23 protein-coding genes are annotated in these 25661 nt (G+C 71.8%); 11 read left to right on the top strand and 12 right to left on the bottom strand.

Going from position 1 to position 25661, the window contains the following annotated elements:
- Window positions 1–24: 24 nt before the first annotated feature.
- The 4 genes from CLV67_RS31280 to CLV67_RS31265 all read right to left on the bottom strand — a co-directional run bounded on the left by CLV67_RS31280 (window position 25) and on the right by CLV67_RS31265 (window position 2997).
- Window positions 25–873, bottom strand: coding sequence for a CDP-alcohol phosphatidyltransferase family protein (locus CLV67_RS31280; protein WP_106324830.1), 849 nt, complete (start codon window positions 871–873; stop codon window positions 25–27).
- Between the two features lie 119 nt (window positions 874–992).
- Window positions 993–1556 (bottom strand): hypothetical protein, encoded by a 564-nt coding sequence (locus tag CLV67_RS31275; protein ID WP_146169358.1) that lies wholly within the window; start codon window positions 1554–1556, stop codon window positions 993–995.
- The gene (locus CLV67_RS31270; protein WP_203737588.1) at window positions 1529–2278 is read right to left on the bottom strand and encodes a hypothetical protein; all 750 of its coding nucleotides are present in this window, start codon (window positions 2276–2278) and stop codon (window positions 1529–1531) included. Before CLV67_RS31270 ends, CLV67_RS31275 begins: the two co-directional genes overlap by 28 nt.
- An 8-nt stretch (window positions 2279–2286) precedes the next feature.
- Window positions 2287–2997 (bottom strand): ABC transporter ATP-binding protein, encoded by a 711-nt coding sequence (locus CLV67_RS31265; protein ID WP_106324826.1) that lies wholly within the window; start codon window positions 2995–2997, stop codon window positions 2287–2289.
- Window positions 2998–3096: 99 nt separating this feature from the next.
- On the opposite strand from CLV67_RS31265, the gene CLV67_RS31260 reads away from it, so the two are divergent.
- Both CLV67_RS31260 and CLV67_RS31255 read left to right on the top strand, forming a co-directional pair.
- A complete protein-coding gene (locus CLV67_RS31260; RefSeq protein ID WP_203737590.1) occupies window positions 3097–3942 on the top strand; it encodes a sensor histidine kinase in 846 nt (281 codons plus the stop codon).
- A 26-nt stretch (window positions 3943–3968) separates the two neighbouring features.
- On the top strand, window positions 3969–4622 hold the full coding sequence (locus CLV67_RS31255; RefSeq protein WP_203737592.1) for a response regulator: 654 nt from the start codon (window positions 3969–3971) through the stop codon (window positions 4620–4622).
- 6 nt (window positions 4623–4628) lie between these two features.
- Here the strand turns inward: CLV67_RS31255 and CLV67_RS31250 are convergent, their stop codons facing one another.
- The gene (locus CLV67_RS31250; RefSeq protein WP_106324822.1) at window positions 4629–5264 is read right to left on the bottom strand and encodes a DUF4360 domain-containing protein; all 636 of its coding nucleotides are present in this window, start codon (window positions 5262–5264) and stop codon (window positions 4629–4631) included.
- Between the two features lie 262 nt (window positions 5265–5526).
- On the opposite strand from CLV67_RS31250, the gene CLV67_RS31245 reads away from it, so the two are divergent.
- From CLV67_RS31245 to tuf, 4 genes are all read left to right on the top strand, one after another.
- Window positions 5527–5886: a nuclear transport factor 2 family protein gene (locus CLV67_RS31245; RefSeq protein WP_170154071.1), complete on the top strand. Its 360-nt coding sequence runs from the start codon at window positions 5527–5529 to the stop codon at window positions 5884–5886.
- Window positions 5887–5973: 87 nt separating this feature from the next.
- Window positions 5974–6564 (top strand): redoxin domain-containing protein, encoded by a 591-nt coding sequence (locus tag CLV67_RS31240; RefSeq protein WP_106324818.1) that lies wholly within the window; start codon window positions 5974–5976, stop codon window positions 6562–6564.
- 65 nt (window positions 6565–6629) lie between these two features.
- On the top strand, window positions 6630–7790 hold the full coding sequence (locus CLV67_RS31235) for an alpha/beta hydrolase (RefSeq protein ID WP_106324816.1): 1161 nt from the start codon (window positions 6630–6632) through the stop codon (window positions 7788–7790).
- A 606-nt stretch (window positions 7791–8396) separates the two neighbouring features.
- Entirely contained in the window at window positions 8397–9587 is a 1191-nt protein-coding gene (tuf, locus tag CLV67_RS31225) for an elongation factor Tu (protein WP_106324814.1), read from the top strand.
- A gap of 45 nt (window positions 9588–9632) precedes the next feature.
- Here the strand turns inward: tuf and CLV67_RS31220 are convergent, their stop codons facing one another.
- Window positions 9633–10319 (bottom strand): DUF2306 domain-containing protein, encoded by a 687-nt coding sequence (locus CLV67_RS31220; RefSeq protein ID WP_203737594.1) that lies wholly within the window; start codon window positions 10317–10319, stop codon window positions 9633–9635.
- A 156-nt stretch (window positions 10320–10475) separates the two neighbouring features.
- Between CLV67_RS31220 and CLV67_RS31215 the strand changes: the two genes are divergently transcribed.
- A complete protein-coding gene (locus tag CLV67_RS31215) occupies window positions 10476–11516 on the top strand; it encodes a medium chain dehydrogenase/reductase family protein (RefSeq protein ID WP_106324812.1) in 1041 nt (346 codons plus the stop codon).
- 97 nt (window positions 11517–11613) lie between these two features.
- Complete coding sequence (locus CLV67_RS31210) at window positions 11614–14484, top strand: AAA family ATPase (RefSeq protein WP_106324810.1); 2871 nt, start codon at window positions 11614–11616, stop codon at window positions 14482–14484.
- 8 nt (window positions 14485–14492) lie between these two features.
- Here CLV67_RS31210 and CLV67_RS31205 read toward each other — a convergent pair whose 3' ends face one another.
- The 5 genes from CLV67_RS31205 to CLV67_RS31185 form a co-directional block, all read right to left on the bottom strand.
- Window positions 14493–16310, bottom strand: coding sequence for a multicopper oxidase family protein (locus CLV67_RS31205; RefSeq protein WP_106324808.1), 1818 nt, complete (start codon window positions 16308–16310; stop codon window positions 14493–14495).
- Window positions 16311–16359: 49 nt separating this feature from the next.
- Window positions 16360–18546, bottom strand: coding sequence for an esterase-like activity of phytase family protein (locus CLV67_RS31200; RefSeq protein WP_106324806.1), 2187 nt, complete (start codon window positions 18544–18546; stop codon window positions 16360–16362).
- 269 nt (window positions 18547–18815) lie between these two features.
- On the bottom strand, window positions 18816–21005 hold the full coding sequence (locus CLV67_RS31195) for a heavy metal translocating P-type ATPase (protein ID WP_239166776.1): 2190 nt from the start codon (window positions 21003–21005) through the stop codon (window positions 18816–18818).
- Window positions 20998–21909 carry a hypothetical protein gene (locus CLV67_RS31190; protein WP_106324802.1) on the bottom strand — a complete coding sequence of 304 codons (912 nt, stop codon included), beginning with the start codon at window positions 21907–21909 and terminating at the stop codon, window positions 20998–21000. The genes CLV67_RS31195 and CLV67_RS31190 overlap by 8 nt, the downstream gene beginning before the upstream one ends.
- A complete protein-coding gene (locus tag CLV67_RS31185) occupies window positions 21906–22118 on the bottom strand; it encodes a heavy-metal-associated domain-containing protein (RefSeq protein ID WP_106324800.1) in 213 nt (70 codons plus the stop codon). Before CLV67_RS31185 ends, CLV67_RS31190 begins: the two co-directional genes overlap by 4 nt.
- A gap of 144 nt (window positions 22119–22262) precedes the next feature.
- Here CLV67_RS31185 and CLV67_RS31180 point away from each other — a divergent pair, with 144 nt between their 5' ends.
- Entirely contained in the window at window positions 22263–22559 is a 297-nt protein-coding gene (locus CLV67_RS31180; protein WP_106325209.1) for a metal-sensitive transcriptional regulator, read from the top strand.
- A 169-nt stretch (window positions 22560–22728) separates the two neighbouring features.
- A complete protein-coding gene (locus CLV67_RS31175) occupies window positions 22729–23538 on the top strand; it encodes a serine aminopeptidase domain-containing protein (RefSeq protein WP_106324798.1) in 810 nt (269 codons plus the stop codon).
- A gap of 73 nt (window positions 23539–23611) precedes the next feature.
- Here CLV67_RS31175 and CLV67_RS31170 read toward each other — a convergent pair whose 3' ends face one another.
- Window positions 23612–24664, bottom strand: coding sequence for an XdhC family protein (locus CLV67_RS31170; protein WP_106324796.1), 1053 nt, complete (start codon window positions 24662–24664; stop codon window positions 23612–23614).
- A gap of 120 nt (window positions 24665–24784) precedes the next feature.
- Here CLV67_RS31170 and CLV67_RS31165 point away from each other — a divergent pair, with 120 nt between their 5' ends.
- Window positions 24785–25660, top strand: a complete 876-nt coding sequence (locus CLV67_RS31165; RefSeq protein WP_106324794.1) for an FAD binding domain-containing protein — start codon at window positions 24785–24787, stop codon at window positions 25658–25660.
- Window position 25661 lies beyond the last annotated feature (1 nt).

Raw genomic sequence — 25661 nt, 5'->3', positions numbered from 1 at the left:
GGCGGGCCACCGGCGGCCGTCGGCTCAGAGCGCCGCCAGCCGCCGGTGGAACGTCCTGGTGGTGGTCCAGAGCTTGTAGACCAGCAGGGACTCGAAGGCGAGCAGCAGCACCCCGGAGACGACGGTCACCGGCACGATCAGGCCGGTGACCGGGCCCACGATGAAGACGAACATCATGAACTCGATGCCGCTGAAGACGTGTGCCCGGATCCGCTGCCGCAGCAGGAAGTTGCGGATCCGCAGGAAGAGACCGAAACGGTTCCGGAAGTCGCCGTGCACGTCGACCCGGGCCGTCTCCACCGACTCCGGCGTCAGCACCTCGTCGTCCGACTCCTCGACGTACTGCTCCGGCGCGACGCCGGTCGCCTCCAGCAGCCGCTCCTTCATCGTGAGCTTGACCTTCTGCATCTGCAGCGCGTTCAGGTACCGGAACATGTCCAGGAAGATCACGCCGGTGGCCAGCCACAGGTAGTACGTCTCACCGGTCAGGTTCCACTGCCCGCCGAACAGGGCCAGCGCGCACGTCACCACCCGCAGCCGGTCGAAGACGTAATCCAGCCACGTCCCGAACAGTGAGCCCGTACCGTTCAGGCGCGCGATCTTGCCGTCCATGCAGTCGAGCACGAACGCCAGATGGAAGAGCAGGGCGCCGGCCAGCAGCCACGCGTACTCGCCCTGCCAGAAGCACGCCGCCGCGCCCAGGCCCACCGCGAACGCGGCGAACGACAGCAGGTTCGGCGTCGCCCACCGCCATGGTGCCACCAGTCTGACCAGCGGGCCGGCGAGCGGATCGACCAGCCACACCGTCCACCACGCGTCACGGCGCTTGTAGGTGCGGTCCCGGACTTCCGCGAGCGTCGGGCGTTGCGCCATCGCTGTTCACTCCTCGAGGTGTACAGCGCGGGGGGAACACGTGATCGGCACGTGAACGTAAGGGGGTGGGCCCCCGCGCTGAGCGGCATTCAACAACGGGGCGTCAAGGCCCCGAGATGTCACGCCTCACGACGGCAGAATGTTGCAACGGAAATCAGGATCGCCGCGGCCGTCCAGACCGGAGACGTGGGCCACGCGACATCCGGCAGGTGGGTGCGGATCAAGGGCACACCGATCTCGTACGCCGTGAGCACCACCCCGGTGGCGCCGACCGGATGCCGCACCACCGTGCCCACGGCAGCCGCCAGCAGCAGGTCCAGCAGCAGCCCGCCGGTGGCGCCGGGCTCACCCGCGAGCAACGCCGTGACCAGCACGAACGGAGCGGCGACGACGGCCAGGGCGGCGATCTTCGCGACGGCCAGCAGCGGACGTCGCGGGACGGCCAGCAGCGACGTCCGGATCTGGCCGCCGGCCTGGTACTCGTGACCGGCCGCCAGCACACCGAGCACCAGGGTCCCGATCCGGGCGTACGGCACCACCCCGCCGGCCGGGTCCGCGAGCCGCAGCAGCAGCACCACGGCCCAGGTCAGTGCCAAGGTCAGCCGCAGCGACGGCAGCGTGACCAGCTTGAGCCCTTCGGCGTACGCCGTCCGGATCACGCCTCCCGCCTCTCGAACAGCCACGCGCCCAGCCCCAGCAGCGCCGTCACCCACGCCGTCATCACCAGCCCGGCGGTCAGCGGGGCGATGTCCACGTCGCCGACCTCGTTGAGGAACATGTGCGCGCCCACGATGTCCGGCAGATAGGCGGCCAGCGGCGTCACCTTCGTCAGCAGGTAGGACACCGACACCACCGAGCTGTTCACGATCAGCACGGTCAGCGTCACGATGCCGTTGCGGAAGATCAGGGTCAGGGCGTACGACAGAAGCCCGAGCAACACCCAGTAGAGCACCGCCGCGGCCGCCCGCCCCGGATCGGCCGGCGGCACCAGCGGCCCGAGCACCACCTCGGTCAGCACGAGCGTCGCCACCGCGGTGATCGCTCCCTGCACCGCCACCAGCAGGCTCAGCGCCACCGCCTTGGCCGCCACGAGCCGGTACCGCCGCGGCATCGCGGTGAGCGTCGTGGTCAGCTGCCGGGCGCGTGGAGCGTCCTCCCCGGTGGAGGTGTATTCGCTGCTCACCGCGACGACACCGAGGATCAGCGCGCCGAGCAGCCCGATGCCCAGCGGCTGGAACGCCGTGTCCGACGGATCACCGGCGATTCCCTCCTCGATCGCGCGGCGGGTGCCACCGGCGCTGACGAGGACCAGGGCGGGCGCCGCGACCAGGCCCAGCAGCAGCCCCACCCACGCGGTCGGCAGCCACAACAGTTTCCGCAGCTCCGCCTGGACGAGGTTCACCATGCCGGACTTCACCACGCCGCCCCCCTGCTCGCGGTCCGGGCCAGGAAGGCGTCCTCCAGGGTCGGATGGTCGCCGACCACCTCGGCCAGGGTCCCGGCCGACACGACCCGGCCCTGGTCGATGATCACCACGTCGTCGGCCGTCTCGGCCAGCTCGCCCATCAGGTGACTGGAGAGCAGGACCGTCCGTCCCTGGTCGGCCCGCTCCCGCAGGAACGTGCGCATCCACCGGATCCCGGCCGGATCGAGACCGTTGACCGGCTCGTCCAGGATCAGCACCGGCGGATCACCGAGCAGGGCGGTGGCCAGTCCCAGCCGGCGGCTCATGCCGAGCGAGTACCGGCCGGCCCGCTTGCCGGCGTCCGCGCTCAGCCCGACCAGTTCCAGGACCTCGTCCACCCGGCCCTTCGGCAGCCCGTTGCTGGCCGCCACCCAGCGCAGATGCGCCCGCGCGGTCCGCGAGCGGTGCGCGCCGCTGCCGTCCAGCAGCGCGCCGGCGACGGTCAGCGGACGTTCCAGCTCGGCGTACCGGCGGCCGTCGATCAACGCCCGGCCGGCCTGCGGACGGTCCAGGCCGAGCAGCACCCGCAGCGTGGAGGTCTTGCCGGCTCCGTTCGGCCCCAGGAACCCGGTGACCCGCCCGGGCCGGGCCGTGAAACCGACCTCGTGCAGAATCCGGGTCCGCCCTCGAACCCTGGTCACACCCTCGACAGTGATCATCCACCCAGTCAAGTGCGCCGGGGCCGTCGCCACATCGGACCGTGATCCGGCTTGGCGTGAACCGTCTAAGACCTGGGTCCGAGCTCTATTGTCGGACCGGTGAACGCGTTCGAGCGGCCGGCCTGGCGCAGCCGGGCCGTCCCGGTGATGCTGGTGACGGCCGCCGTCCTGATCATGGCCATGTGCACGGTCGGGGCCGAGGGGCCGGCGGCCCGGGTGCTCCCGGTGCTGATCGGCGGCAGCGCGGTCGCGGCCGCGACCTGGGCGGTGCGGCGCTGGCGGGCCGACCGTGCCGAGTACGAGCGCCGCCTCACCGCGTGGGCCGCCACCGAGGCGGTGCTGGCCGAGCGGCTGCGGATCGCCCGCGACCTGCACGACCTCGTCTCCCACGGGCTCGGGCTGATCACCGTCCGGGCGGCGGCCACCCGCTTCGAGCCGGAACCGCCGGAGATGCGGGCTGCGCTCGACGACATCGAGACGGTCAGCCGTGACACCACCGCCGAACTGCGCCGCATGCTGACCGTCCTGCGCGATCCTGCCGCACCCGGCCCGCGGGCTCCGCTGGAGGGGTTCGAAGCGCTGCCGGAGATCGTCCGGGCGGCCGAGGCGGCCGGTCTGCGACCCGCCCTCACGGTCGGCGACCTCGGGCACGTGTCGCCTGGTGTGCAGGTCGCGGTCTGCCGGACGGTCCGGGAGGGGCTCGCCAACACGGCCCGGCACGCGGGGCCCGCCGACGTGGCGGTGCGGGTACGCCGCGACGGCCGTCACGTGGTGGTCAGCGTCGCCGACACCGGCCCCGCCGACGGCTGGCGGCCGACCCCGGGCGCGGGCCACGGCCTGGCCGGCCTCCGCGAGCGGGTCACCAGCCTGGGCGGCACCCTCACCGCCGAGCGCGTCGACGGCGGCTTCCACCTGGTGGCCCGCATCCCCGACGGGCCCGCATGAAACCGCCGGGCGCGGTGGGCGTACCGATGAAGGTCCTGCTTGTCGATGATCAGCCGCTGTTGCGCCGGAGCCTCGCCGTGGTGATCGGCCATCAGCCGGACCTGGAGGTGGTCGGGCAGGCCGGTGACGGCGCCGAGGCGGTGTCGCGGGCCCGTGCCACCCGTCCGGACGTGGTGCTGATGGACGTGCGGATGCCCGGCCTGGACGGTCTGGAGGCGACCCGGCGGATCTGCGCCGATCCGGCGCTGACCGGCACCCGGGTGCTGGTGCTGAGCATGTTCGAACTGGACGAGTACGTCTACGAGGCGTTGCAGGCCGGTGCGTCCGGCTTCCTGCTCAAGGACGCCCGGCCGGAGGAGCTGGTCGAGGCGGTGCGCCGTACGGGCCGTGGCGAGTCGCTGTTCGCGCCGACGATCCTGACCCGGCTGATCGCCCACTACGTGGCAGCGCCCCGGCCGGAACGTCCGGCCGGGGCGCTGCGCCGGCTCACCCCGCGTGAGGTGGAGGTACTCGCGTTGATCGGCAACGGTCTCGCCAACGACGAGATCGCCGCCGCTCTGGTCATCTCGGTGAAGACGGTGAAGACGCACATCACGCATCTGCTCGCGAAACTGTCCGCCCGCGACCGCGCCCAGCTGGTGATCGCCGCCTTCAACGCGGGTCTGGTCCGGCCCCGTTGACCGTCTTTACGGGCATTCGGCCCAGGTCACCCGGAAGATCGTCGTCAGGCTCATGTCGGACGAGTCCATGGTGATGAAGCTGGTCGTGCCCTTGGGCGAGTTGCCGCCCTTGACCCGCAGATCGGTGTTCACGTTGAGGTAGCGCTTGGCCCCGCAGGGGTGCCAGGTCAGCGACTCGACCTCGACCAGGTCCGTCTCCTGCCAGGTGTCGTCCATGAACCCGTGGAAGGAACGGTTGGTCTCTGTCGTGTGCGACATGCCCTGGAAGTAGTAGAAGGCCCGCTGGCTGGCGCTCGCACCCTGTTCGAGACGGGCGTATCCGCGGTAGTCGGCCTGGGCGATCGCGTACGTGTAACCGGGCGGGACGTTGACGTTGAGCCCGAGCTGACAGTTCTTGCGGAAGTCGGTCGGCTTGGCCTCCGGTCCCACCTGGGCGGTGAACGCGCTGTAGGTGACGGTGAACGCCCTCTTGTCCGGGGACACCTCCACGGCGGCGGTGCCCGGTTTGCAGCCGCTGCCGTTGGCGTAGACGACCGAGACGGTCATGTCGTCCGGCGGTGCAACGACATGCATGCCGGATCCGGTGACCGGGGCGCTCAGGGACGAGAGCATCATGGCCCCGGCGGCGATCGCGTTCAGCATGGTTTACCTCCTGAATTCGTACTGAAGAATGGGTTTCCGGGCGCCGCGACGGGCGCCTCGAGAAACGTACGATTCGGTGGTTGGACAGCGCAGGAGATAGCGCGAGGGAAACGCCTGCCGGTGGGTGCCGGAAGGGGTTTATTGCCCGTCCGGGCGCACCGCTCCCGGCTTTCCGGGCAGACTTTCGGGAAGTGGGCGCGCGTCGATCGGATCAATGCTAGGAGTCTCGACAGCCGTCCGTGCCGGTGCGACGGTGAGGGGCATGACAGACATCGACCCCGCTGAGGAGAACAAGAGACGATTCCTCGATGCCTTCGGCCGGTTCGCGGCCGGTGAGATCGAGGTGCTGCGCGAGATCATCCGGGAGGATTTCGTGTCGCACACGGTCGGCGCCCCGCCCGGACGGGACGCCTGGATCGAGTTCATCATCAATTCGCCGATCGCCACCGCCGAGATCGAGATCCAGCACGTGATCGCCGATGCCGAATTCGTGGTGGCGCACTACACCCTGATTCCGGCCGAGGGTCCGAACGAGGACGTCGTCGACATCTGGCGGTTCGAGGACGGTCTCATCGTGGAGCACTGGGACGTCAGCCGCCCGCAGGCCGCCACCGGCGCGTGAGACGGGCCCCGGACTCCGATCCGGGGCCCATATCTCCTATCGGTTTGATGGGGTATAGTTCCCGCATACCGAAGACTGGAGACCCCGATGACGACCGTGCAAGACCTGCGCCGCGTCGACGACGAAGCGTTCCGACGGCTCCTGGACCGCAACGCGATCTGGAAGCGGATGGTGAAGACCGGTGACCGGCTGCCGATGCTGCCGGTCTACGAGGTCGACCTGGGCCCGATCCACATCGACCGGCTCCTGGACACCGGCCCTCTCGTGCTGGTCTTCATCCGCTACGCCGGCTCGGACTACTGCGAGGCGCTGCTGCGGGCCTACGCCGCCGAACTGGAACCGGCCCTCACCGGGCTCGGCGCCCACCTGGTCGCGGTCAGCCCGCAGGCGCCGCGCCGCCTGGCCGGCGTCAAGCACCGCGACGAGCTGCCCTTCCTGGTCGCCTCCGACCCGCGGCACGTGCTCATCGACGCCCTCAACATCGGCTTCAGCAGCCCCGGCGCCGACCGCCCGCTCGCCACCGGCCGGTCCGTGCTGCCGTTCGCCGCGGTGGTGGTCGCCGACCGCACCGGCCACGTCCGGTTCGCTGACGTACGCCCCAACTGGCTGGAGCCTCTGCCCGCGGCCGAGGTGATCCGTGTGGTCCGCACCCTGGACGGGGTCGCATCGATCGCTTGACATGCCCTCGGGGCGGCTGAAACGCTCGGGAACAGCACGTCGGGGAAGCCGGAAGGCGGCACTTGATGGCAGTCGAGAGCTCGGTCATCGCTCACCTCGCAGCGGAACCGGACGCCTGGAAGGAGATCACCGCGGCGGGAACGCCACTGGTCGAGCCGTGGAGTGACGACGAGTGCCTGGTGACCTTCCTCTGGCGGGGCGAAGCCTCCCGTACCCGGGTGTGCTGGGGTGTCTGGGACGAGCTGGCCAGGCTGCCCGGCACCGACATCTGGTACCTGTGCCGGACCATGCCGGCCTCCACGCGCACCGTCTACTACCTGGCCCACGACGACGAGGGCACGATGCCCCGGGACCGGTCGGGCTCCGGGGCCGGTCACGTCGACCCGGGCAACCCACGACATGTGCGCTTCCCGGCCGATCCGGCCGACCCTGGCGACCATGAGGTGTGGGCGTCGCTGCTGGAACTGCCACAGGCGCCGGCCGAACCGTGGCTCGGCAGCCGGCCCGGCGTCACGCCGGGCACGCGCGAGACCGTCACCATCGACAGCACCGCCTTCGGCGGCGAGCGGCAGATCGTCCTGCACCGGCCGGCCGGTGTCCCGGCGAGCGGCCTGCCCACCCTGGTCGTGTTCGACGGCTACAACGCGCGCGAGGTGCTGCGGGTCCCGGAGACCGTCGACAACCTCGTGGCCGCGGGCCGGATCCCGCCGCTCACCGCGATCTTCGTGCACCTGCCCGAGGCGAGCCGCGACGACGAGCTCGGAGCGGTCCCGGCACTGCGTGACTTCCTCGCACGAGAGGTGATGCCGCTCGCGCGTACCCGATGGGGAACGCCGGCCACCGGAGGCCGCAACATCGTCGCCGGGGTCTCCCGCGGTGGCCTCGCCGCCGCCTATGTCGCACTCGAACTGCCGGAGCTGTTCGGCTCCGCGATCTGCCACTCCGGCAGCTTCTGGTGGGGACCCGACGACGAGCCGGAGTGGCTCACCCGGCAGGTGGCCGCCCGGCCGCGCGCCGACGTCCGGTTCTACCTGGACGTCGGCCTCGACGAGACCATGCCCGGCCCCAACGGCCTGCCCCAGCTCGACGTCGACCGGCGCATGCGGGACGCGCTGCTCGCCCGCGGATACGAGGTCCACTACGCCGAATACGCCGGCGGCCACGACTACGTGAACTGGCGCCGCACCTTCGCCGACGGCCTCCAGGCGGTAATCCGGTCGCGTTGAGCCCCGGACGCTCACTGCGCGGACGCCGGCCGGGCCAGCAACCCGGATCATCCGTTCAAGCCCGCGCGACGAGGCGGACCTGAACTCCAGCATCGCCACTTCAGGTGACGCGTCCCCGGCCGTTCACTGTGGACGGCAGCGACATGGCGGATCAGTCCTGACTGATGGCCGCGGTCCGGGAGTTCGGGCGGTCGCTGACCCAGCCCTACGGAGCGCCTGCCGGTGCCGTCCAGACCTACATCGAGGTGCCGTTCACGCTGGGTGACGGAAGTTCTCTCCCGACGGCTTGATCCGGGTGATACGTGGTCAGCGGCATTGGACCGCGTTGGTGGAGGTCGCGACCGGTCGGAAATAGAGTCGCGGGTCTGATCGTTGAGGGCTAGCGTGATGGTCATGTTCGCGCCCGGTCTGCAGCTGCCCCCCATGGCGGCTCCCGTGTGCGTGCTCTCGCTGACCAGCGGCGTCGATACGCGACTCTGACCCTTCCCCATCAGCAGCAGAACCCAGGGGAAGGGTGGCTGCTCCCTGCGCGGTTCTGGCGCGCCCCGGTTAGGCATCGGGACGTGCAACAGCCTCATGCCTCGCATCCAGTGAGGAAGAAAGACAATGGCGAAGAGCCAGTTCATCCGTACGAAGCCGCACCTCAACATCGGCACGATGGGTCACGTCGACCACGGCAAGACGACCCTGACCGCCGCCATCACGAAGGTCCTCGCCGACCGCGACCCGGCAACCAACCGGTACGTCGCGTTCGAGGGGATCGACAAGGCGCCGGAGGAGGCCGCCCGCGGCATCACCATCACGATCGCGCACGTCGAGTACGAGACCGCGTCTCGCCACTACGCCCACGTCGACATGCCGGGCCACGCCGACTACGTGAAGAACATGATCACCGGAGCGGCGCAGGTGGACGGCGCGATCCTGGTCGTCTCCGCCCAGGACGGGTCGATGCCGCAGACCCGCGAGCACGTGCTGCTCGCTCAGCGGGTCGGCGTGCCGTACCTGGTCGTGGCGCTCAACAAGTCGGACGCGGTCGACGACCCGGAGCTGCTCGACCTGGTCGAGCTGGAGATCCGTGAGCTGCTGTCGCAGTACGGCTTCCCCGGTGACGAGGTGCCGGTGGTGCGCGTCAGCGCGCTCAAGGCGCTCGAGGGCGACCCGCAGTGGGTCGCCTCGATCGCCGAGCTGCTCGACGCGGTCGACTCCTACGTGCCGATCCCGCCGCGGGAGCTCGGTGAGCCGTTCCTGATGCCGATCGAGAACGTGCTGTCGATCAGCGGACGGGGCACCGTGGTCACCGGCAAGGTGGAGCGTGGCGAACTGCGCGTGGGCGAGCCGGTCGAGGTGGTCGGCCTCGGCCCGACCGTCGTCAGCGTCGCCACCGGCCTGGAGATGTTCGGCAGGATCCTGGAGTCGGCGCAGGCCGGTGACAACGCCGCCGTTCTGCTCCGCGGGGTCAAGCGCGAGCAGGTGCAGCGCGGCCAGGTCCTTGCCGCGCCTTCCAGTGTGCGGCCCCACCAGGCCTTCAAGGCGCGGCTGTACGCGTTGACGAGCGCCGAGGGCGGCCGGCACACGCCGTTCGCCGCCGACTATCGGCCGCAGTTCTACTTCCACACGACCGACGTGTCGGGCGGGATGGACCTCGGCGGCCGTGACCTGGTGATGCCGGGCGACACCCTGGACGAGGTGACGGTGACGCTGGGCAAGCCGATCGCCCTCGAGGCGGGGATGGGCTTCGCCGTCCGCGAGGGCAACCGCACGGTCGCCGCCGGCACGGTGACCGCGGTCCTCGACTGATCCGGGCCTGAGGGGATGCGCCCGCCCCCCGGTGGGCGCATTCCCTCAGGCGGCCGTGCGGCGGGGCCGCGGTGCCAGGATCCGGTGGACGATGAAGTACTCGGCGACGGCGATGTTGCCGACCAGCGACAGCCACGCGCTGGACGTGTAGATCTCCGAGTACTCCAGATCCGGCATCAGCGGCCACACCTGCAGCAGGATCAGCTGATAGACCCGCAGCGTCACCGCCGCGAACGTCAGCGTGTAGTTGCGGATCATCCAGATCCGGTGCGCCTTCACGTCGCCGCGGCGGATGGTCCGGTACGCCTGCGCCGCGGTGAACAGCCAGGCCAGGATCAGGGCGAAGAAGGCGACCTGCAGGGCGAACCCGCTCTTGGTGACCACCGACGAGTAGGTGGCGGCGAGCGCGGCGACGACCACCGCGATCAGGTAGACCCGTCCGGCGATCCGGTGCCCGCGGGGGAACCGCTGGCGCAGCCTGGTCACGAACTGGAACGGCCCGATCGCGAGCGCGATGCCGGCGGGCAGCGCGTGGATCACCAGGCTGGTGTAGTAGCCGGGGATGCTGCGGTCCAGGCCCGGCACGGTGGTGCCGCCGACCAGGTACGGCGGCACGAAGTACGCCGTGATGCCGAGCGCCGACACGGTCAGCAGCCACCAGAGGAACCGTTGCATAGGGCGCCGTTGCCGGGCGACGGGGCGGGTCGCCGGCTTCTCTTCGATCTTGGTCACGGCGTCGATCGTGTACGGAGAACCGGCGGCTTCCATCGGCACTCGTTGCCTAACCGCCGGGACATCCCGGTTAGGCAACGAGTGCCGACGCGGGCGGCACCCGCCCGGATCGACAGTGGTGCGGTGTACGAACCACAACAATCGAGGAGTTCGCAGATGACCGTCACCGCGACGCAGATCGTGATGCCGGGACGGGTCGAACCGCACGGACTCGAGCACCGCGACACCGACCTGCCGGCCCCGTCGAGCGGGCAGGTGATGCTGCGCATGGAGGCGACCGGAGTGTCCTTCGCCGAGCAGCAGATGCGCCTCGGCCGCTACTACGACCAGCCGGCGTTCCCGTTCGTGCCGGGTTACGACGTCGTCGGCACGGTCGTCGCGACCGGTCCGGGCGTGGACCCGGGCCTGACCGGCGGGCGGTTCGCGGCGGTCACCAAGACCGGCGCGTGGGCCAGCCACCTGCTGCTGGACGCCGCCGACCTGGTCGCGGTGCCGGACGGCCTGGACCCGTCCGAGGTGGAGACCGTCCTGGTCAACGGGATCACCGCGTGGCAGATGCTGCACCGCCTCGCGAAGGTGCGCCGGGGCGGGACGATCGTCGTGCTCGGCGCCAACGGCGGGGTCGGGTCGACGCTGCTGCAACTGGCACGGCACGCCGGCATCACGGTGATCGGCACCGCGGCGCAACGCCACCACGACCTGGTGCGCCGGCTCGACGCCACCCCGGTCGACTACCGCGACCCGGACATGTACGAGAAAGTCCGCGCACTGGTGCCGGGCGGCGCGGACGCGGTCTTCGACCATGTCGGCGGATCCGGCCTGAAACGGTCCTGGCAGGCTCTGCGCCGGGACGGCACGCTCGTCTCGTACGGGGCGGCGTCCGCCAAGAATGCCGACGGCAACGCCCGGTTGCCCTTCCTCGCGGCCTACGCCCGGATCAAGCAGTGGCACTTCTCGCCCAACGCGCGCCGCGCCTACCTCTACAACTTCTGGGACGGCATCAAACAGCGCGACACGTTCCGCGCCCGCCTGCGGGAAGATCTCACGTCGGTGCTGAGCCTGCTCGCCGAGGGCGCCCTGGTTCCACAGATCGCCGCCCGCCTCCCGCTCGGCCGGGCCGCCGACGCGCTGGCGCTGGCCGAGTCCCGTACGGTCGCCGGAAAGGTCGTCCTGATCGCGGACGAGGCCGGTTCCTGACAGCCCGGCGGTCGCCGCCGGCAACACCGCGGTCGCCGGCTGCCACCGGCATAGATCCTGGTGACGGCCCCTGGAGGGCGGCCAGTATCGTCACGACATGTCCGCATACGCCGTTGACCCCGGCCGTCCCTCCGGGCCGTCCGACACCGCCCGGCTGGTCGGGCGGTCCGGGGAGATCGGCCGGGTCACCGCCCTGATCGACGCCGCCCGATCCGGTCAGGGCGGGGCGCTGCTGCTCACCGGTGAGGCGGGCATCGGCAAGAGCGCCCTGCTGGAGCACGCCGCGCGGGCCGCCGACGGGTTCCGGATCGCGCGGGCGTCCGGGTCGGAGTTCGAGCGGGAGTTCCCGTTCGCCGGGCTGCACCAGGTGTGTCTGCCGCTCCTGGGCCTGCTGGACGCCGTGCCGGCGCCGCACAGCGCCGCGCTGCGGGTGGCGTTCGGCCTGGCCGACGGCACACCCGACCTGCTGCGTATCGGCCTTGCCACGCTCGAGCTGGCCACCGCCGCGGCCCGCGAGCGGCCGCTGCTGCTCCTGGTCGACGACGCGCAGTGGCTCGACCCGGCCTCGGCGCGGGTCCTCGCCTTCCTCGCCCGCAGGCTGGCCGCCGACCCGATCGCGATGATCGTCGCCGCCCGCCCCGCGGTGGAGCCGGCCGGGGAGAGGCCGGCCGCGGGGACGCCGGTCAGGGAGAAGCCGGCCGCGGGGACGCCGGTCAGGGAGAAGCCGGCCGCAGGTACGCCGGTCGCGGGGGAGCCGGTTGAGGGGGTGCCGGTCGCGGGGGTGCCGGTTGAGGGGGTGCCGGTCGCGGGGGTGCCGGTCATGGGGGTGCCGGCCGAGCTCGACGGCCTGCCGGTCCTGGCCGTCGCCGGGATCAGCGACGACAGCGCCCGGGAACTGCTTGCCGCCCGCAGCCCGTTCCCCCTGGACGAGCGGGTTCGCGAACGGCTCGTCGCCGAGGCGTCCGGCAATCCCCTCGCACTGCTCGAACTGCCCCGGGCCGGCGGATTCGCGCCACCCGCCACGTCCTCCGCGCCCACCCTGGTCGAGCGGGGCTTCCAGGCCCGGCTGACCGATCTGTCCACGGACGCGCTCCTGCTGCTGACCGCCGCGGCCGCCGACCCGACCGGCGACCCGGGTCTGCTGTGGACGGCCGCCGCCCACCTCGGCGTCGACGTGTCGCAGGCGAGCCCGGAAGCCACCACCACCGGGCTCGCCGAGTTCGCCACCCGGATCCGGTTCTGCCATCCCCTCGCCCGGTCGGCCGTCTACCGGGCCGCACCCGCCGATCGGCTGCGGATGGTCCACGCCGCACTGGCCGCGGCCACCGACCCGGCCACCGCGCCGGACCGCCGGGCCTGGCACCGTGCTCTCGCCAGCGGCGGCCCGGACGACGACGTCGCCGGTGACCTGGAGCGCTGCGCGTCCCGGGCGCAGGCCCGGGGCGGGGTCGCGGCGGCCGCCGTGTTCCTGGAGCGGGCCGCGGCGCTGTCGCTGGACCCGGAGCAGCGAACCGCGCGAACCCTGGCCGCGGCGCAGGCGCACGCCGACGCCGGACACCCGGACACCGCGTCGGAGCTGCTGAGCACCGTCGACACCGGCACCCTCGACGACCGGCGGCACGCCGAGGTCGACATGCTGCGCGGCCGGATCGCCTTCACCAGGTCCGAGGACGACACCGGTCCGTCCCTGATGGTGCGCGCCGCCCGCCGGCTGGCCGTGCTCGACCCGGACCGGTCCCGCGAGTGCTTCCTCGACGCGGTCGAGATGGGCCTGTTCATCGGCCGTGCGGGCGGCCTGATCGGCCAGATCGTGACCACGGTCCGCGCGGAGGCGCCGGCGCCCACCGCGCCGGACGTCCTGGGAGCCCTGATGGTGCTGGCCACGGAGGGTCACGGGGCGGCCGAGCCGCTGCTGCGTACCGCCCTGGACGGACTGTGGACCCGGCGGCCGGCGCTGGCGTCGATGATCGCCGGCGAACTGTGGGACGTGCCTACCCTCACCACGATCGCCGGCTGGCTGGTGAGGACCGGCCGGGAGACCGGCTCCCCGGCGGCCCTGCGGCTGGGCCTCGCGCAGACGGTGGTCGGCGCCACCCTCGCCGGCGACCTCGGGCGGGCCCTCGCCGCGACCGCTGAGGAACAGGCGATCGCCGAGGCCACCGGCGGCACACCACTGCTCTACCACCGGCTCCACCTGGCCGCCCACCGCGGGCGCCGCGACGAGATGCTGGCCCTGGCCGACGCCGCCACCCGCGGCGCCGGACACGTCACCAACCTGCACTGGACCCTGGCGCTGCTGCACAACGGCCTGGCCGACCACCCCGCCGCGCTGGCCGCGGCACGCCGCACGGACGCACACGGCCACCACTTCCTCAGCGTGCCGGTGCTGCCCGAGCTGATCGAGGCGGCGGTCCGCTGCGACGAGCACGCGCTCGCCGCCGAGGCTCTGGACGATCTGACAGAGCGGGCGCGGGCGAGCGGGACACCGTCCGGCCTCGGCGTCGCGGCGTCGGCGCGGGCCCTGCTGACCGGGGTGGAGGACCACCACCGGGAGGCCGTCGGGCTTCTCGCGGAGAGCCCGCTGGTTCTGTACCGGGCCCGCGCCCACCTGCTCTACGGCGAGTGGCTGCGCCGCCGCAACCGCCGCCGGGACTGCCTGGAGCATCTGCGCGCCGCCCACGAGATGTTCTCCCGCTCGGGTGCGGAGGGTTTTGCCCGGCGGGCCGCCGGAGAACTGCGTGCCACCGGCGAGCGGGTGTCCGCACGGCCACCCGGGGCCGCCCACGAGGCGCTGACCATGCAGGAGATCGCGGTGGCCCGGCTGGTCGCGGCCGGCGCCACCTCCAAGGAGGTGGCGATCCAGCTCTTCATCAGCAAACGGACGGTCGACGCGCACCTGCGCACGATCTTCCGGAAGCTGGGCGTGACCGCGCGGGCTCAACTGCGCGGCCATCCCGGCCTCTCCTGACCTCCGGACTACTCCGGCGCGTGCTCGGAGGTGTAAGGCGTGGCGACCCCCTCGTACGCAAGGTGCATGATCATCCCGTTGGCGCCGTGCTCGAAGTTGTGGCAGTGGTCCATCCAGATGCCCGGGTTGTCGGCGCGGAAGACGACCTCGTACACCTCGCCGGTGCTGATGTTGAGCGTGTCGGTCCACCACGGGCTGCCGGTGACCGGCTCGCCGTTGCGCGACAACACCCGTACCCGGTGACCGTGCAGGTGGAACGGGTGCTCGATGACGCTCCGGCTGGCGATGCGCATCCGGACCAGGTCGCCGTGGGCGACTTCCAGGGTGGGCACGGCAGGATAGAGCCGGCCGTTGATGAGACTGCTGACGTACGAGAGCCGCCCCTGGCTGAATCCGAAGCCGTCGTCCAGCCGCAGGTCGTACGTCCGCTGATACGAACCGGTCTCCGGGGCCGTGCCGGAGCCGTAGGTCAGCGGGTCGAAGCGCTCGCCCGCGCCGGCTGTCACCGGCCCGTCCGCCCCACCCGGGCTGAGCGTGAGCGCCGCGCCGGGGACACCGCTGACGGCGGCCGTGACCGGCCCGTCCGGCATGGTGAACGTGACGTCGTAGCGGCCACCCGCGGCGAGCAGCAGTTCCGTTCCCGACACCAGCGGGGTGGCGCCCTGGACCGCGTTGCCGTCGATGGCCGCGACCGCGAACGGCGTGCCGGACACCTGCATCGTCTGCGGCTCCGCGGAGCTGTTGACCAGGCGTAGCCGGACGGTGCTGCCGGCCGCGACGTCCTGACGCGCCGGCTGGTCGTCGCGGCCGAGAGCGACGACATCGGTGCCGCCGGCGGGCCAGGCGTGCACGAACGCCGTGCGGTCCACCTGCTCGGCCGTCGCGCCCGGCTCCTCGACGATCAGCGCGCCGAACAGGCCACGCTCGACGTTCAGCAGGGCGTCGCGGTGGGTGTGATACCAGAAGGTCCCGGTCCGGGTCGGCACGAACCGGTAGACGTGCCGGCCACCCGGCGCGACGGCGTCCTGGGTGACACCGGGCACCCCGTCCTCCGCGTTGGGCACGTCGACACCGTGCCAGTGCACGGTCACGCCCTCCTCGACGTCGGTGTTGACCAGCGTCACCTCGAGGAGCTGTCCGCGGACCGCGCGGATCTCGGGGCCGGGGGAGGAGCCGTTGAAGGTCAGCGCGTCCACCGTCCGGCCGGAGGCGAGGGTCACCGTCGACTCGGCGGCCGTCAGCGTCACCCGTACCGCCGGAGTCTGATCTTTCGGTCCGGTGAGCTGATCGACACTGATGCGGCCGGCGCCACCGTGCCGGTGATCGCCCGCCGTCGCGTCCGCGCGGCCGGCGATGATCAGGGTGGCGGCCGGCACCAGCAGGAAAGCCGCGGTGAGCCAGGGCAGGCGGGCCGCGCGGGATCCGGCGTCGCGGCGGCCCCCGACCGCCGTCGACAGCACGGCGACCATCCCGAGCGCCGCCGCCGACCCGGCGAGCACCGGCACGGTGTCCCGCGGCGCGAACGGCGCCAGGAGCCACCACACCGACAGCGCCGAGCCGGCCGCGGCCACGTGGGCGGCGGTCCGGCCCGGACGCACGGCGGCCCAGACCGCCGGGAGCAGCGCCAGCGGGAGCTGCACGCTCAGCCGCGAGTCGGCCAGCAGCAGCCCGCCGCTCAGCAGCAGCAGCGCGACGGCGAGGCGGGCCACGGCGAGCGCGGCCAGCGAATACAGCGAGGGGCGCGAGGCCCGGACACCGGCGATCGGCGCGACGATCAGCGTCGCGACGGCCAGCGTGAGATCGGTGAAGATGAGGATTCCGTACACCGTTTCACGATGGTCCGGGCCACCCGCCGCCCGCGTCGGCAGCGGTTGCCTACTCCGGTGTACGCAGTCCGGGCACGTCGATGACGATCAGCTCGGTGTCGTCGGCGCGGCCCGGGATACGGCCGTCGTTGCCGGGGAAGTTGTTGTCGTTCGCGACCAGCACCCGGGAGCCACCGAGCGGCAGCACCGACTCGACCGACTGCAGCGGGAACGAGAACAGCTCGCCCACGCCGTACTCACCGGACCGGGCCGGGGTGGACACGCCGTTCCGGTCGGCGATGCGCATCAAATCGGCAGCGGTACGCCGGGCCACGAAACCGTCCGCGCCGACGTGATCGAGATCGGTCACGACCAGCCGCTTCACCTGTGACTGCGGGCCCATCGAGTTGTCCCGCTCGATCAGCAGCAGACGCCGCCCGTCCAGCACGGCCGCGTCACCGATCACCAGCGACGGATCCGCGACCGCGAATGACCAGGTACGGCCGGTGTAGCGGTTCTTGCGCACGTCGAACTCGTACACGATCCGGCGTTTCTGATCCGGATCGTCGATCCGGGCGCCCTCCAGGATCGGGTAGAGCGTCCTGCCGTCCCTGCTGACCGCGAGGGCCTCGAACCCGCGGCTGGCCGGGACGGTGGCGGCCTCACCCGGCGCGAGGTCCGGTGACTGCGGCGACCTGCCGCCGTCCGGAAGCGGGATCGGCGCCTGCAGCACCTTGCCGGACCGGTCCACCTTGATCAGGTACGGCCCGAACTCGTCACCGATCCACAGGTTCCCCCGCGAGTCCCGGGCCAGCGACTCGATGTCGAGGTCGGCGCCGGTCAGCAGCCGGTCGGGGGTGTTCTCGTTGACGATCGGGAACGGCACCCTGCGGTCCGGGTCCCGGAAGCCGACGAACCCGTTGACCTTCACTTGGTGGCGGCGGTAGTCGGGCGTGATGTCGTAGGCGCGCAGCAGGAAGTCCGCCGAGTTGTTCTTGGCGCCGAACCCGTTGTCCGGCATCGCCAGCAGGCGATCGCCGTGCAGCGGGATCACCGCCGAGAAGCCGGGGACCGGCTGGCCCGGGAACGGCGCGGTGATCCCGTTGACCGGCGCGGTCGGTAGCTGGGTGCCGGACACCGGTCCGCGCTGGTACGCGGTCGCCGGCAGGATCGCCCGGCTCCTCAGCGTCACCTCGGGCCGGATGCTCACAGCCAGCCGGTAGTGCCGGGTGACCTGGGTGGTGCTGCCGTTGTCGTCGGAGAGCAGGTGCAGAACCCTCCGCCCGTCCGGCAGCGCGGCGCCCAGCGCGGCCGCCTCGATGTTGTCGAGCAGCGGGTTCGGCTGCGGCTGCTCGGCGGTCGCCCCGGACGGCGGGCAGTCCGCGATGTCGGCCAGCAGCTGCTTGCCCAGCCAGGCTCGCGGGTCGGTCACGGTCGACAGGGAGGCGACGCCGGACACGTCGGCGGCTCCGGTCGCGGACACTCCGAAGACGCGGACGCTGTTGCCGACCCCGGCGGTGAAGCCGCGCTCGACCGCCAGCAACTGGTCGCCGCCGAGAGCCACCAGCTCGACCAGGCCGATGGCGGGATCGGTGCGGTACGCGTACTCGGCGGTCACCCGGTAGTCGCCACCGGCCCGGCCCTCGTACCGCAGGATCCGGTGAGTGCCCGCGCCGTCGGCGGCAAGCGGGCCCTCCATGCCGGCGTAGATCACCCGGTGGTCCGGTGTCGCGGCCAGCGCCTCGAACGTCTGGTTGGTCGCGGCCTCACCGGCGGGCGCGACCTGGAAACGCGGCGGCACCGGCAGCGAGCCGACCTCCCGGCCGTCGGTGAGCCGGAAGCGCCGGATCGACGGCTCCCGCTCCGAGCTCGCCAGGATCGTCCGGCCACCCGGCTCGGCGATCAACCCCTCACCATCGAAATCGCCTCCGGTGTACGGGGTGCCGTCCGCCCTGGTCAGCAGAGTCACTCCGGTGACCGCGGGCTTTCGCAGGTTCAGCGAGTAGACCCGGGCGGGTGTCGTGCCGATGTTGTCGACGAGCGCCAGACCCCGGTCCCGGCCGGTCAGTGCCAGCGCCGACAGCCCGGCCACCGGGGTGCCCGCGAACGTCGTCTTGTCGAGCGCGTCGGAGAAGCCGAGCAGCGAGGCGTCGGCCGAACAGGAACTGTCTACGGTGGAGTGTTTCGCGTGTGCCGGAGCCGCCGGAACCAGAAGGAGCACGGCGGCCGCGGACGCGAGGATCGCTTTGTCAGCCACGCCACGACACGATCCGATCCCGGTCCGAACAGCACGTGAACACCGCACCGCGAGAGTGAAACGAGAGCGGCATTTAACCGCGACACGGCGGGCTCCGACGCATGTCGACGAAACAGCTGTTCTCCCGTGCGGGCGCCGCCGCGGTGGTCGCTGCTGTCGTCACCGCCGTTCCCACGCCGGGCCGAGCCGGCGGCGCCCTCTCCAACACCTGAGCTGTGTCACACCGCTGTCTCAGCGATGCGTGAGGCAGCGGTGCGCGACAGCTGGGTTCACCCGACGGGGCGGAAGCGGCGCAGGCGGAGGCTGTTGGCGACCACGAAGACCGACGAGAACGCCATCGCGGCCCCGGCGATCATCGGGTTGAGCAGGCCGGCCGCCGCCAGCGGCAGCGCCGCCACGTTGTAGGCGAACGCCCAGAACAGGTTGCTCCTGATGATCCGCAAGGTGCTCCGGGACAGCCGGATCGCGTCCACCGCCGCGGTCAGGTCGCCCCGCACCAGGGTCAGGTCGGACGCCTCGATCGCCACGTCGGTGCCGGTGCCCATGGCCAGTCCCAGGTCGGCCTGGGCCAGCGCGGCCGCGTCGTTGACCCCGTCACCGACCATCGCCACTACCCGGCCGTCGGCCTGCAGTCTCCGCACCTCGGCCACCTTGCCGGCGGGCAGCACCCCGGCGATCACCCGCTCGATGCCGACCTCGGCGGCCACGGCCCGGGCCACGGTCTCGTTGTCACCGGTCAGCAGCACCGGGGTGAGACCGAGCCCGCGCAGGCCGTCGACGGCGGCGCGGCTGGTCGGCTTGACCGTGTCGGCCACGGCCAGGACGCCCCGGGCCCGGCCGTCCCAGCCGGCGACCACGGCGGTCCGGCCGGCCCGCTCCGCCTCCGCGGCGGCGGTCGCGATCTCGGCCGGAATCTCCAGGCCCTCGCGTTCCAGCAGGGCGATCCGGCCGGCCAGCACGTCATGGCCGGCGAGCTTTCCCCGTACGCCCAGGCCTTCGAAGCTGGTGAAATCGCCGACCGGGAGGTGATCGCCGGACGCCGCCGCGATCGCCTGCCCGATGGGGTGTTCCGACGCGGCCTCCAGCGAGGCGGTGAGCCGGAGGAGCTCCTCGTCACCGTCCGGGAAGACCGAGACGAGCTTCATCACGCCGGTGGTGACCGTGCCGGTCTTGTCGAGGACCACGGTGTCCACGCGCCGGGTCGACTCCAGCGCCTCGGGACCCTTGATCAGGATGCCGAGCTGGGCGCCACGACCGGTTCCGACCAGCAGCGCCGTGGGTGTGGCCAGACCGAGCGCGCATGGGCAGGCGATGATCAGCACTGCTACCGCGGCGGTGAACGCGGCCGTCCAGCCCCCGCCGGTACCCCACCACCAGCCCAGCGTGGCGACCGCCAGACCGATCACGATCGGCACGAACACGCCGGAGATCCGGTCGGCGAGCCGCTGCACCTCCGCCTTGCCGGCCTGCGCCTGCTCGACGAGCCGGGCCATCTGCGCGAGCTGGGTGTCGGCGCCGACGCGGGTCGCGCGGACGACGAGCCGGCCGCCGGCGTTGACCGTGCCGCCGGTGACCTCGCCGCCCGGACCGACCTCGACCGGAACACTCTCGCCGGTCAGCATCGAGCGGTCCACCGCCGAGGAACCGTCCTCGACCACGCCGTCGGTGGCGATCTTCTCGCCCGGCCGGACCACGAACAGGTCGCCCGGAGCGAGCTGTTCGACCGGCACGCGCACCTCAGCGCCGTCCCGGAGGACCGCCACGTCCTTGGCGCCCAGCTCCAGCAGTGCTCGCAGCGCGTCACCGGCCCGGCGCTTGGACCGCGTCTCGAAGTAGCGCCCGGCCAGGATGAACATGGTCACCCCGGCGGCGGCCTCCAGGTAGATGGCGCCGGCCCCGTCGGTGCGGCTGATGGCCAGGCTGAACGGGTGCGTCATGCCCGGCTCGCCGGCCGTGCCGAAGAACAGCGCCCACAGCGACCAGCCGAACGCCGCGAGCGTGCCGATCGACACCAGCGTGTCCATGGTCGCGGCGCCGTGCCGCAGGTTGACCGCGGCGGCGCGGTGGAACGGCCAGCCGCCGTAGACGACGACCGGCGCGGCCAGCGTCAGCGACAGCCACTGCCAGTAGGTGAACTGCCAGGCCGGAACCATGGCCAGCACGATCACCGGAACGCTGAGCACGATGGCGACGGCCAGCCTCATGTCGCGCGGCTCGGGAAGAACCTCTTGCGTTTTGTCGGGAACCTTGGCCGTGTAGCCCGTCTTCTCCACCGTCGCGACCAGGTCGGCGACCGTGACGGCCGGCTCGGCGGTGACGACCGCCTTCTCGGTGGCGTAGTTGACCGTCGCGGTCACCCCGTCCATCCGGTTGAGCTTCTTCTCGATCCGCGAGGCGCAGGACGCGCAGGTCATCCCGCCGATCTCGAGCTCGATCAGCTGGGGCGCGATACTAGTCATGGCTGTGTCCATCGGCGTCGTGGTCCGTCGGGGCCGGCGGCTGCGTGACGCCGGCCGTGGTGGCGGTGAACTCGGCGGTGCGCACCTTCCCGCCGTGCTGGAAGTCCAGATACAGACGGTAGACCCCGGGGGAGGGGACCTCCGCCTGGAAGGCGAGCGCGTCCTCGCGAGCCGGGTGCACGTGCAGGTAGGCGAGGTCGCCCTCACGCAGCACCACCAGGTGCCCCAACGCGCCCAGGTAGGGCTCCAGGTCGGTGACCGGCTTCCCGTCGCGGCTGACGGTGAAGCCGAGCGCGCCGGTCTGCAGATCACCGTCGAGGGTGACCCGGTAGCCGTCGACCTCGGCGGTCAGCGCCGGCTCCGGCAGGGCCACCGGCTGATAGTCGCCGGGCGCCGGGACGTCGAAGCCGAGCGTCAGAGCTTCGGAGGCGGCCGAGGGCTGGAAGTCGGCGAGCACCCGGTACTGCCCGGGGGTATCCACGCTCAGCGGGATCGACCAGGTGCCGTCATTTCCGAGGGTCGGATGCACGTGCTGATATCCGGACATGTCGCGCCGGACCAGGATCAGGTGCAGGTCCTTGTCGTGGTTCTCGGTGTACTCGACGACCGGCTTGCCGTCCGCTCCCATCACCTGGAACGCGAACCGCTGCGCCGCCCCGGTCGACAGCCGCGTGGTCACCGGGCTCAGTCGATAGCCGTCCTGTGCGATCTGCAGGCCGCCGGGCAGATGCTCCGTCTCGGCGTGCCCGGCATCCGCCTCCCCGGCCGGCGCATGGGCCTCGCCGTGTGCGGGCGCGGCCTCCGGCTGCTGGTCCGGGCCGATGACGCGACCCGCGCCGGCTGCCGCGCCGAAGATCAAGATCAGCCCCATGGCGTACGAGGAAAGCTTGACCGCAGTGTTCACGAGGCGTCCCCCAGCTCGTATCCCGCCTCGTCCACGGCGGCGCGCACGGCCTCGCGGTCGACGGGAGCCGCCGAGGCGAAGGTGACCGTGCCGCCGGCGAGATCGACCGCGACGTCGCTGACACCCGGGATGCGGGAGACCTCGGCGGTCACCGAGTTCGCGCAGTGGCCGCAGGTCATGCCGGTGACGGGGTAGGTCGTGGTCTGCATGGTGGTTCCCTTCGTTCGGTGTCGACTCCACGATACACATACCCGGTAGGGGTATCCACCACCCGTCGCGAATCCCGGTGGTCAGGCGCGGCGGAATCCTCCGCGGACCGGGTGATACCCCCGGGGGGTTGTAGCATGGCGGGCATGACCAACCCCGCCCCGACCCGCGGATACACGGCCACCAAGGACAACCTGCAGTCGCGACTGCGCCGCATCGAGGGCCAGGTGCGCGGCATCGAGCGGATGGTCGACGAGGACCGCTACTGCATCGACATCCTCACTCAGATCTCCGCCATCCAGGCCGCCCTCGACAAGGTCGCGCTCGGTCTGATGGACGGCCATGCCCGGCACTGCATGCACGAGGGCGCCAAGGAGGGCCGCGCCGACGAGATGGCCTCCGAGCTGATGGCCGCCGTGGGCCGGCTCATGAAGCGGGGGTGAACCGGCTGCGGTGAACCGGCTGCGGTGAACTGGCTGCGGTGAACTGGCTGCGGTGAACCGGCTGCGGTGATCTGGCTGCGGTGATCTGGCTCATAACCTCTTGTCTGACGGGTGACGGCCGCCGAAGAGTGCTGGATACCGGTCGGTAACCCGTGGACGAAGGACGGAAATGACGCAGCCAGCCCCACTCGTGCTCGTGTCCTCCGCCATGGGGATCGGTTCCCGCTACTACCGGCCGCTCGTCGAGGAGTTCGAGGCCCGTGGCTGGGCTGCCCGGGCACTGCCCCGGCGCGGGTTCGAACCCGGCGAGCCGCCCGCCTCCCGCGACAACGACTGGTCGTACGGCGACGAGATCGACGTGCTCGCCCGAGCGGTCGTCGCGGCCCGTGCCGAGGTGCCGGATCGGCCGGTCATCCTCCTCGGCCACAGCCTCGGTGCCCAGCTCGCGGTCGGGCACCAGCTCGGCCACGTGCCCGCGGACGGCGTCGTCACCGTCGGCGGCGCCCTGCCGTACCACCGGCACTACCCGTTCGCCGGCCTGCCCCTGGTGATCCAGGCCGGCCTCATCATTCCGGCGCTGACCGCGTTCTTCGGTCACCTGCCCAAGCCGGCCTTCGGCGGTCCCGGCGCCCGCACCCTGATGCGCGAGTGGGCCCGGATGGCACTGACCGGCCGTACCCCGTTCCCGTCACCGGAGCCGGTCCGCACTCCGTCGCTGATCGTGGCCTTGGAGGGCGACCGCCTCGCCCCGCCGGCGTCGGTCGAGTCCTTCGCGGCTGCCCTGTTCGACCCGTCGTCGACGACCGTCTGGCACTACCGGCACGCCGACGTACCGCCGGGCGGCAGCAACGACCACATCGGCTGGGCCCGCAGGCCCGCCCCGGTCGTCGACCGCATCGTCACCTGGTGGACCACGGCCGGCTCGGAGGAGCGCCAGCCGTCGCCCACGCGCGTAACGGCCACTCCAGAACAGGCCTGACGTACGGCTCGCGCCGCGGGGCCGCCGGCGGTACCTGGCGCAGGCCGAGCCTGTCCGAGTACGGCGCGCGGGTCTATGCGGGGCCGTGGATGGGGGCGGTCAGGCCGCTCAGCGGGGCGCCCGAGCCGCCCCAGGAGACGGCCACTATCTCGGCCGCGATGGCGACCGCTGTCTCCTCCGGGGTGCGAGCTCCCAGGTCCAGGCCGATCGGGGCGTGCAAGCGGGACAACGCCTCCTCGGAGACTCCGGCTGACCGGAGGCGGCTCAGGCGGTCCTCGCAGGTGCGGCGGCTGCCCATGGCGCCGATGTAGCGGGCCGGTGTGGTCAGGGCGACCTGCAGCAGCGGGATGTCGAACTTCGGGTCGTGGGTGAGTACGCACAGCACGGTGCGCTCGTCCACCGGCGTCGACGAGAGATAGCGGTGCGGCCATTCGACGACGACCTCGTCGGCGTCCGGGAAGCGGGCCGGTGTGGCGAAGACTCCGCGGGCGTCGCAGACGGTGACCTGGTAGCCGAGGAACTTGCCGATCCGGGCCACGGCCGCGGCGAAGTCGATGGCCCCGAAGACGATCATGCGGGCGGGCGCGGCCCAGGACTGGACGAAGACCTCGCGTTCGCAGGCGGTGACGATCGCGCTGCGGCCGTGGGCCAGCAGGCCGCGCGCCTGCTCGCCGGCGATCCGGTCCAGCTCGGCGTCACCGAGTGTGCCCTCGACACGGTCCGGCCAGACCACGAGCTGAGCGTCGGGCAGTGAGACGGTGGCTACCGGGCGGCCCGCCGCGACGGCGGCCAGCAGATCGTCGAGCGCGGTCAGGGCGACGTCCGGCTGGATCATCACTTCGATCGTCCCGCCGCAGGTCAGACCCACCTCGAACGCGTCGCCGTCGCTCACCCCGTACGTATGCGTCTGCGCCTTCTTGAAGTCGATGACCTCTTGGGCGGCCGCGTAGACCGCGCCCTCGACGCAGCCGCCGGAGACGCTGCCGATGACCTCGCCGTGCTCGTTGACGGCCATCGCAGCGCCGGGCTGCCGGGGCGCCGACCGCCAGGTGTGCACCACGGTCGCCACGGCGAAGGAGACGCCCGCGGCGCGCCAGGCCAGCAGGCCGTCAACGATCTCGCGCATACCGGCACCTTCCGCGATCATCGGAGGATCGTCAACGACGAGTTAAGACTTCGCTTAGGTCGCTGTTGACATTGGACGTCGAGGGCGAAAGGGTCTGCGCGACTTCACGGGAGGTACAGGGTGCAGGTGCCGGCTCCGTTCGAATACGAACGTGCCACAAGCGTGGACCAAGCCATTGGACTGTTGGAACGTCTGGGCAGTTCGGCGCGGCTGGTGGCCGGGGGCCACAGCCTGCTGCCGATGATGAAGCTCCGGCTCGCCAACTTTGAATATCTCATCGACATCAACGATCTGCACGCCGAGCTCGGCTACATCAGGCTCAGCGACGACGAGGTGCGGATCGGGGCCATGACCCGGCATCGTGAGCTGCTGGAATCGGATGTCCTGGCCGGTGTGTTCCCGATCTTCGCCGATGCGGAGAAGGTGATCGCCGACCCGATCGTGCGCAACCGGGGCACGCTCGGCGGTTCGCTGTGCCAGGCGGACCCGTCCGAGGACCTGTCGGCGGTGTGCACGACCCTGGACGCCAGCTGCGTCATCCGGGGGCCGGGCGGCTCGGAGCGGGTCGTCACCATGGAGGAGTTCCACGTCGGCCCCTACGAGACGGCCGTCGCGGACAACGAGATCCTGACCGAGATCCGGATCCCCCGGAAGAGCTTCAAGGTCGGGAGCGCGTACGCCAAGGTCGAGCGCCGTGCCGGTGACTGGGCCGTCGTCTCCGCCGGTGCGGCCGTGTGGCTCGACCAGGGACGGATCGTCGACGCCCGGGTGGGCCTGGCCGCGGTCGGTCCCAACACCACGGGTATCCCGGAGATCTCGGCGGCGCTGCGCGGGCACGAGCCCGACGAGAGCCTGTTCGAGCTGGCCGGCGCGATCGCGGCGCGCAGCTGCGACCCGGCCACCGACACCCGCGGCAGCGCGGACTACAAGCGCCACCTGGCGGACGAGCTGACCCGGCGCACCCTGCGCAAGGCTGTGGAACGGGCGAGGAGCTGAA

This window comes from Actinoplanes italicus, assembly GCF_003001815.1.
Lineage (GTDB): Bacteria > Actinomycetota > Actinomycetes > Mycobacteriales > Micromonosporaceae > Actinoplanes > Actinoplanes italicus.
The sequence above is the reverse complement of the archived record's forward strand: the minus strand, read 5'-3'. Positions and strand labels throughout refer to the sequence as shown.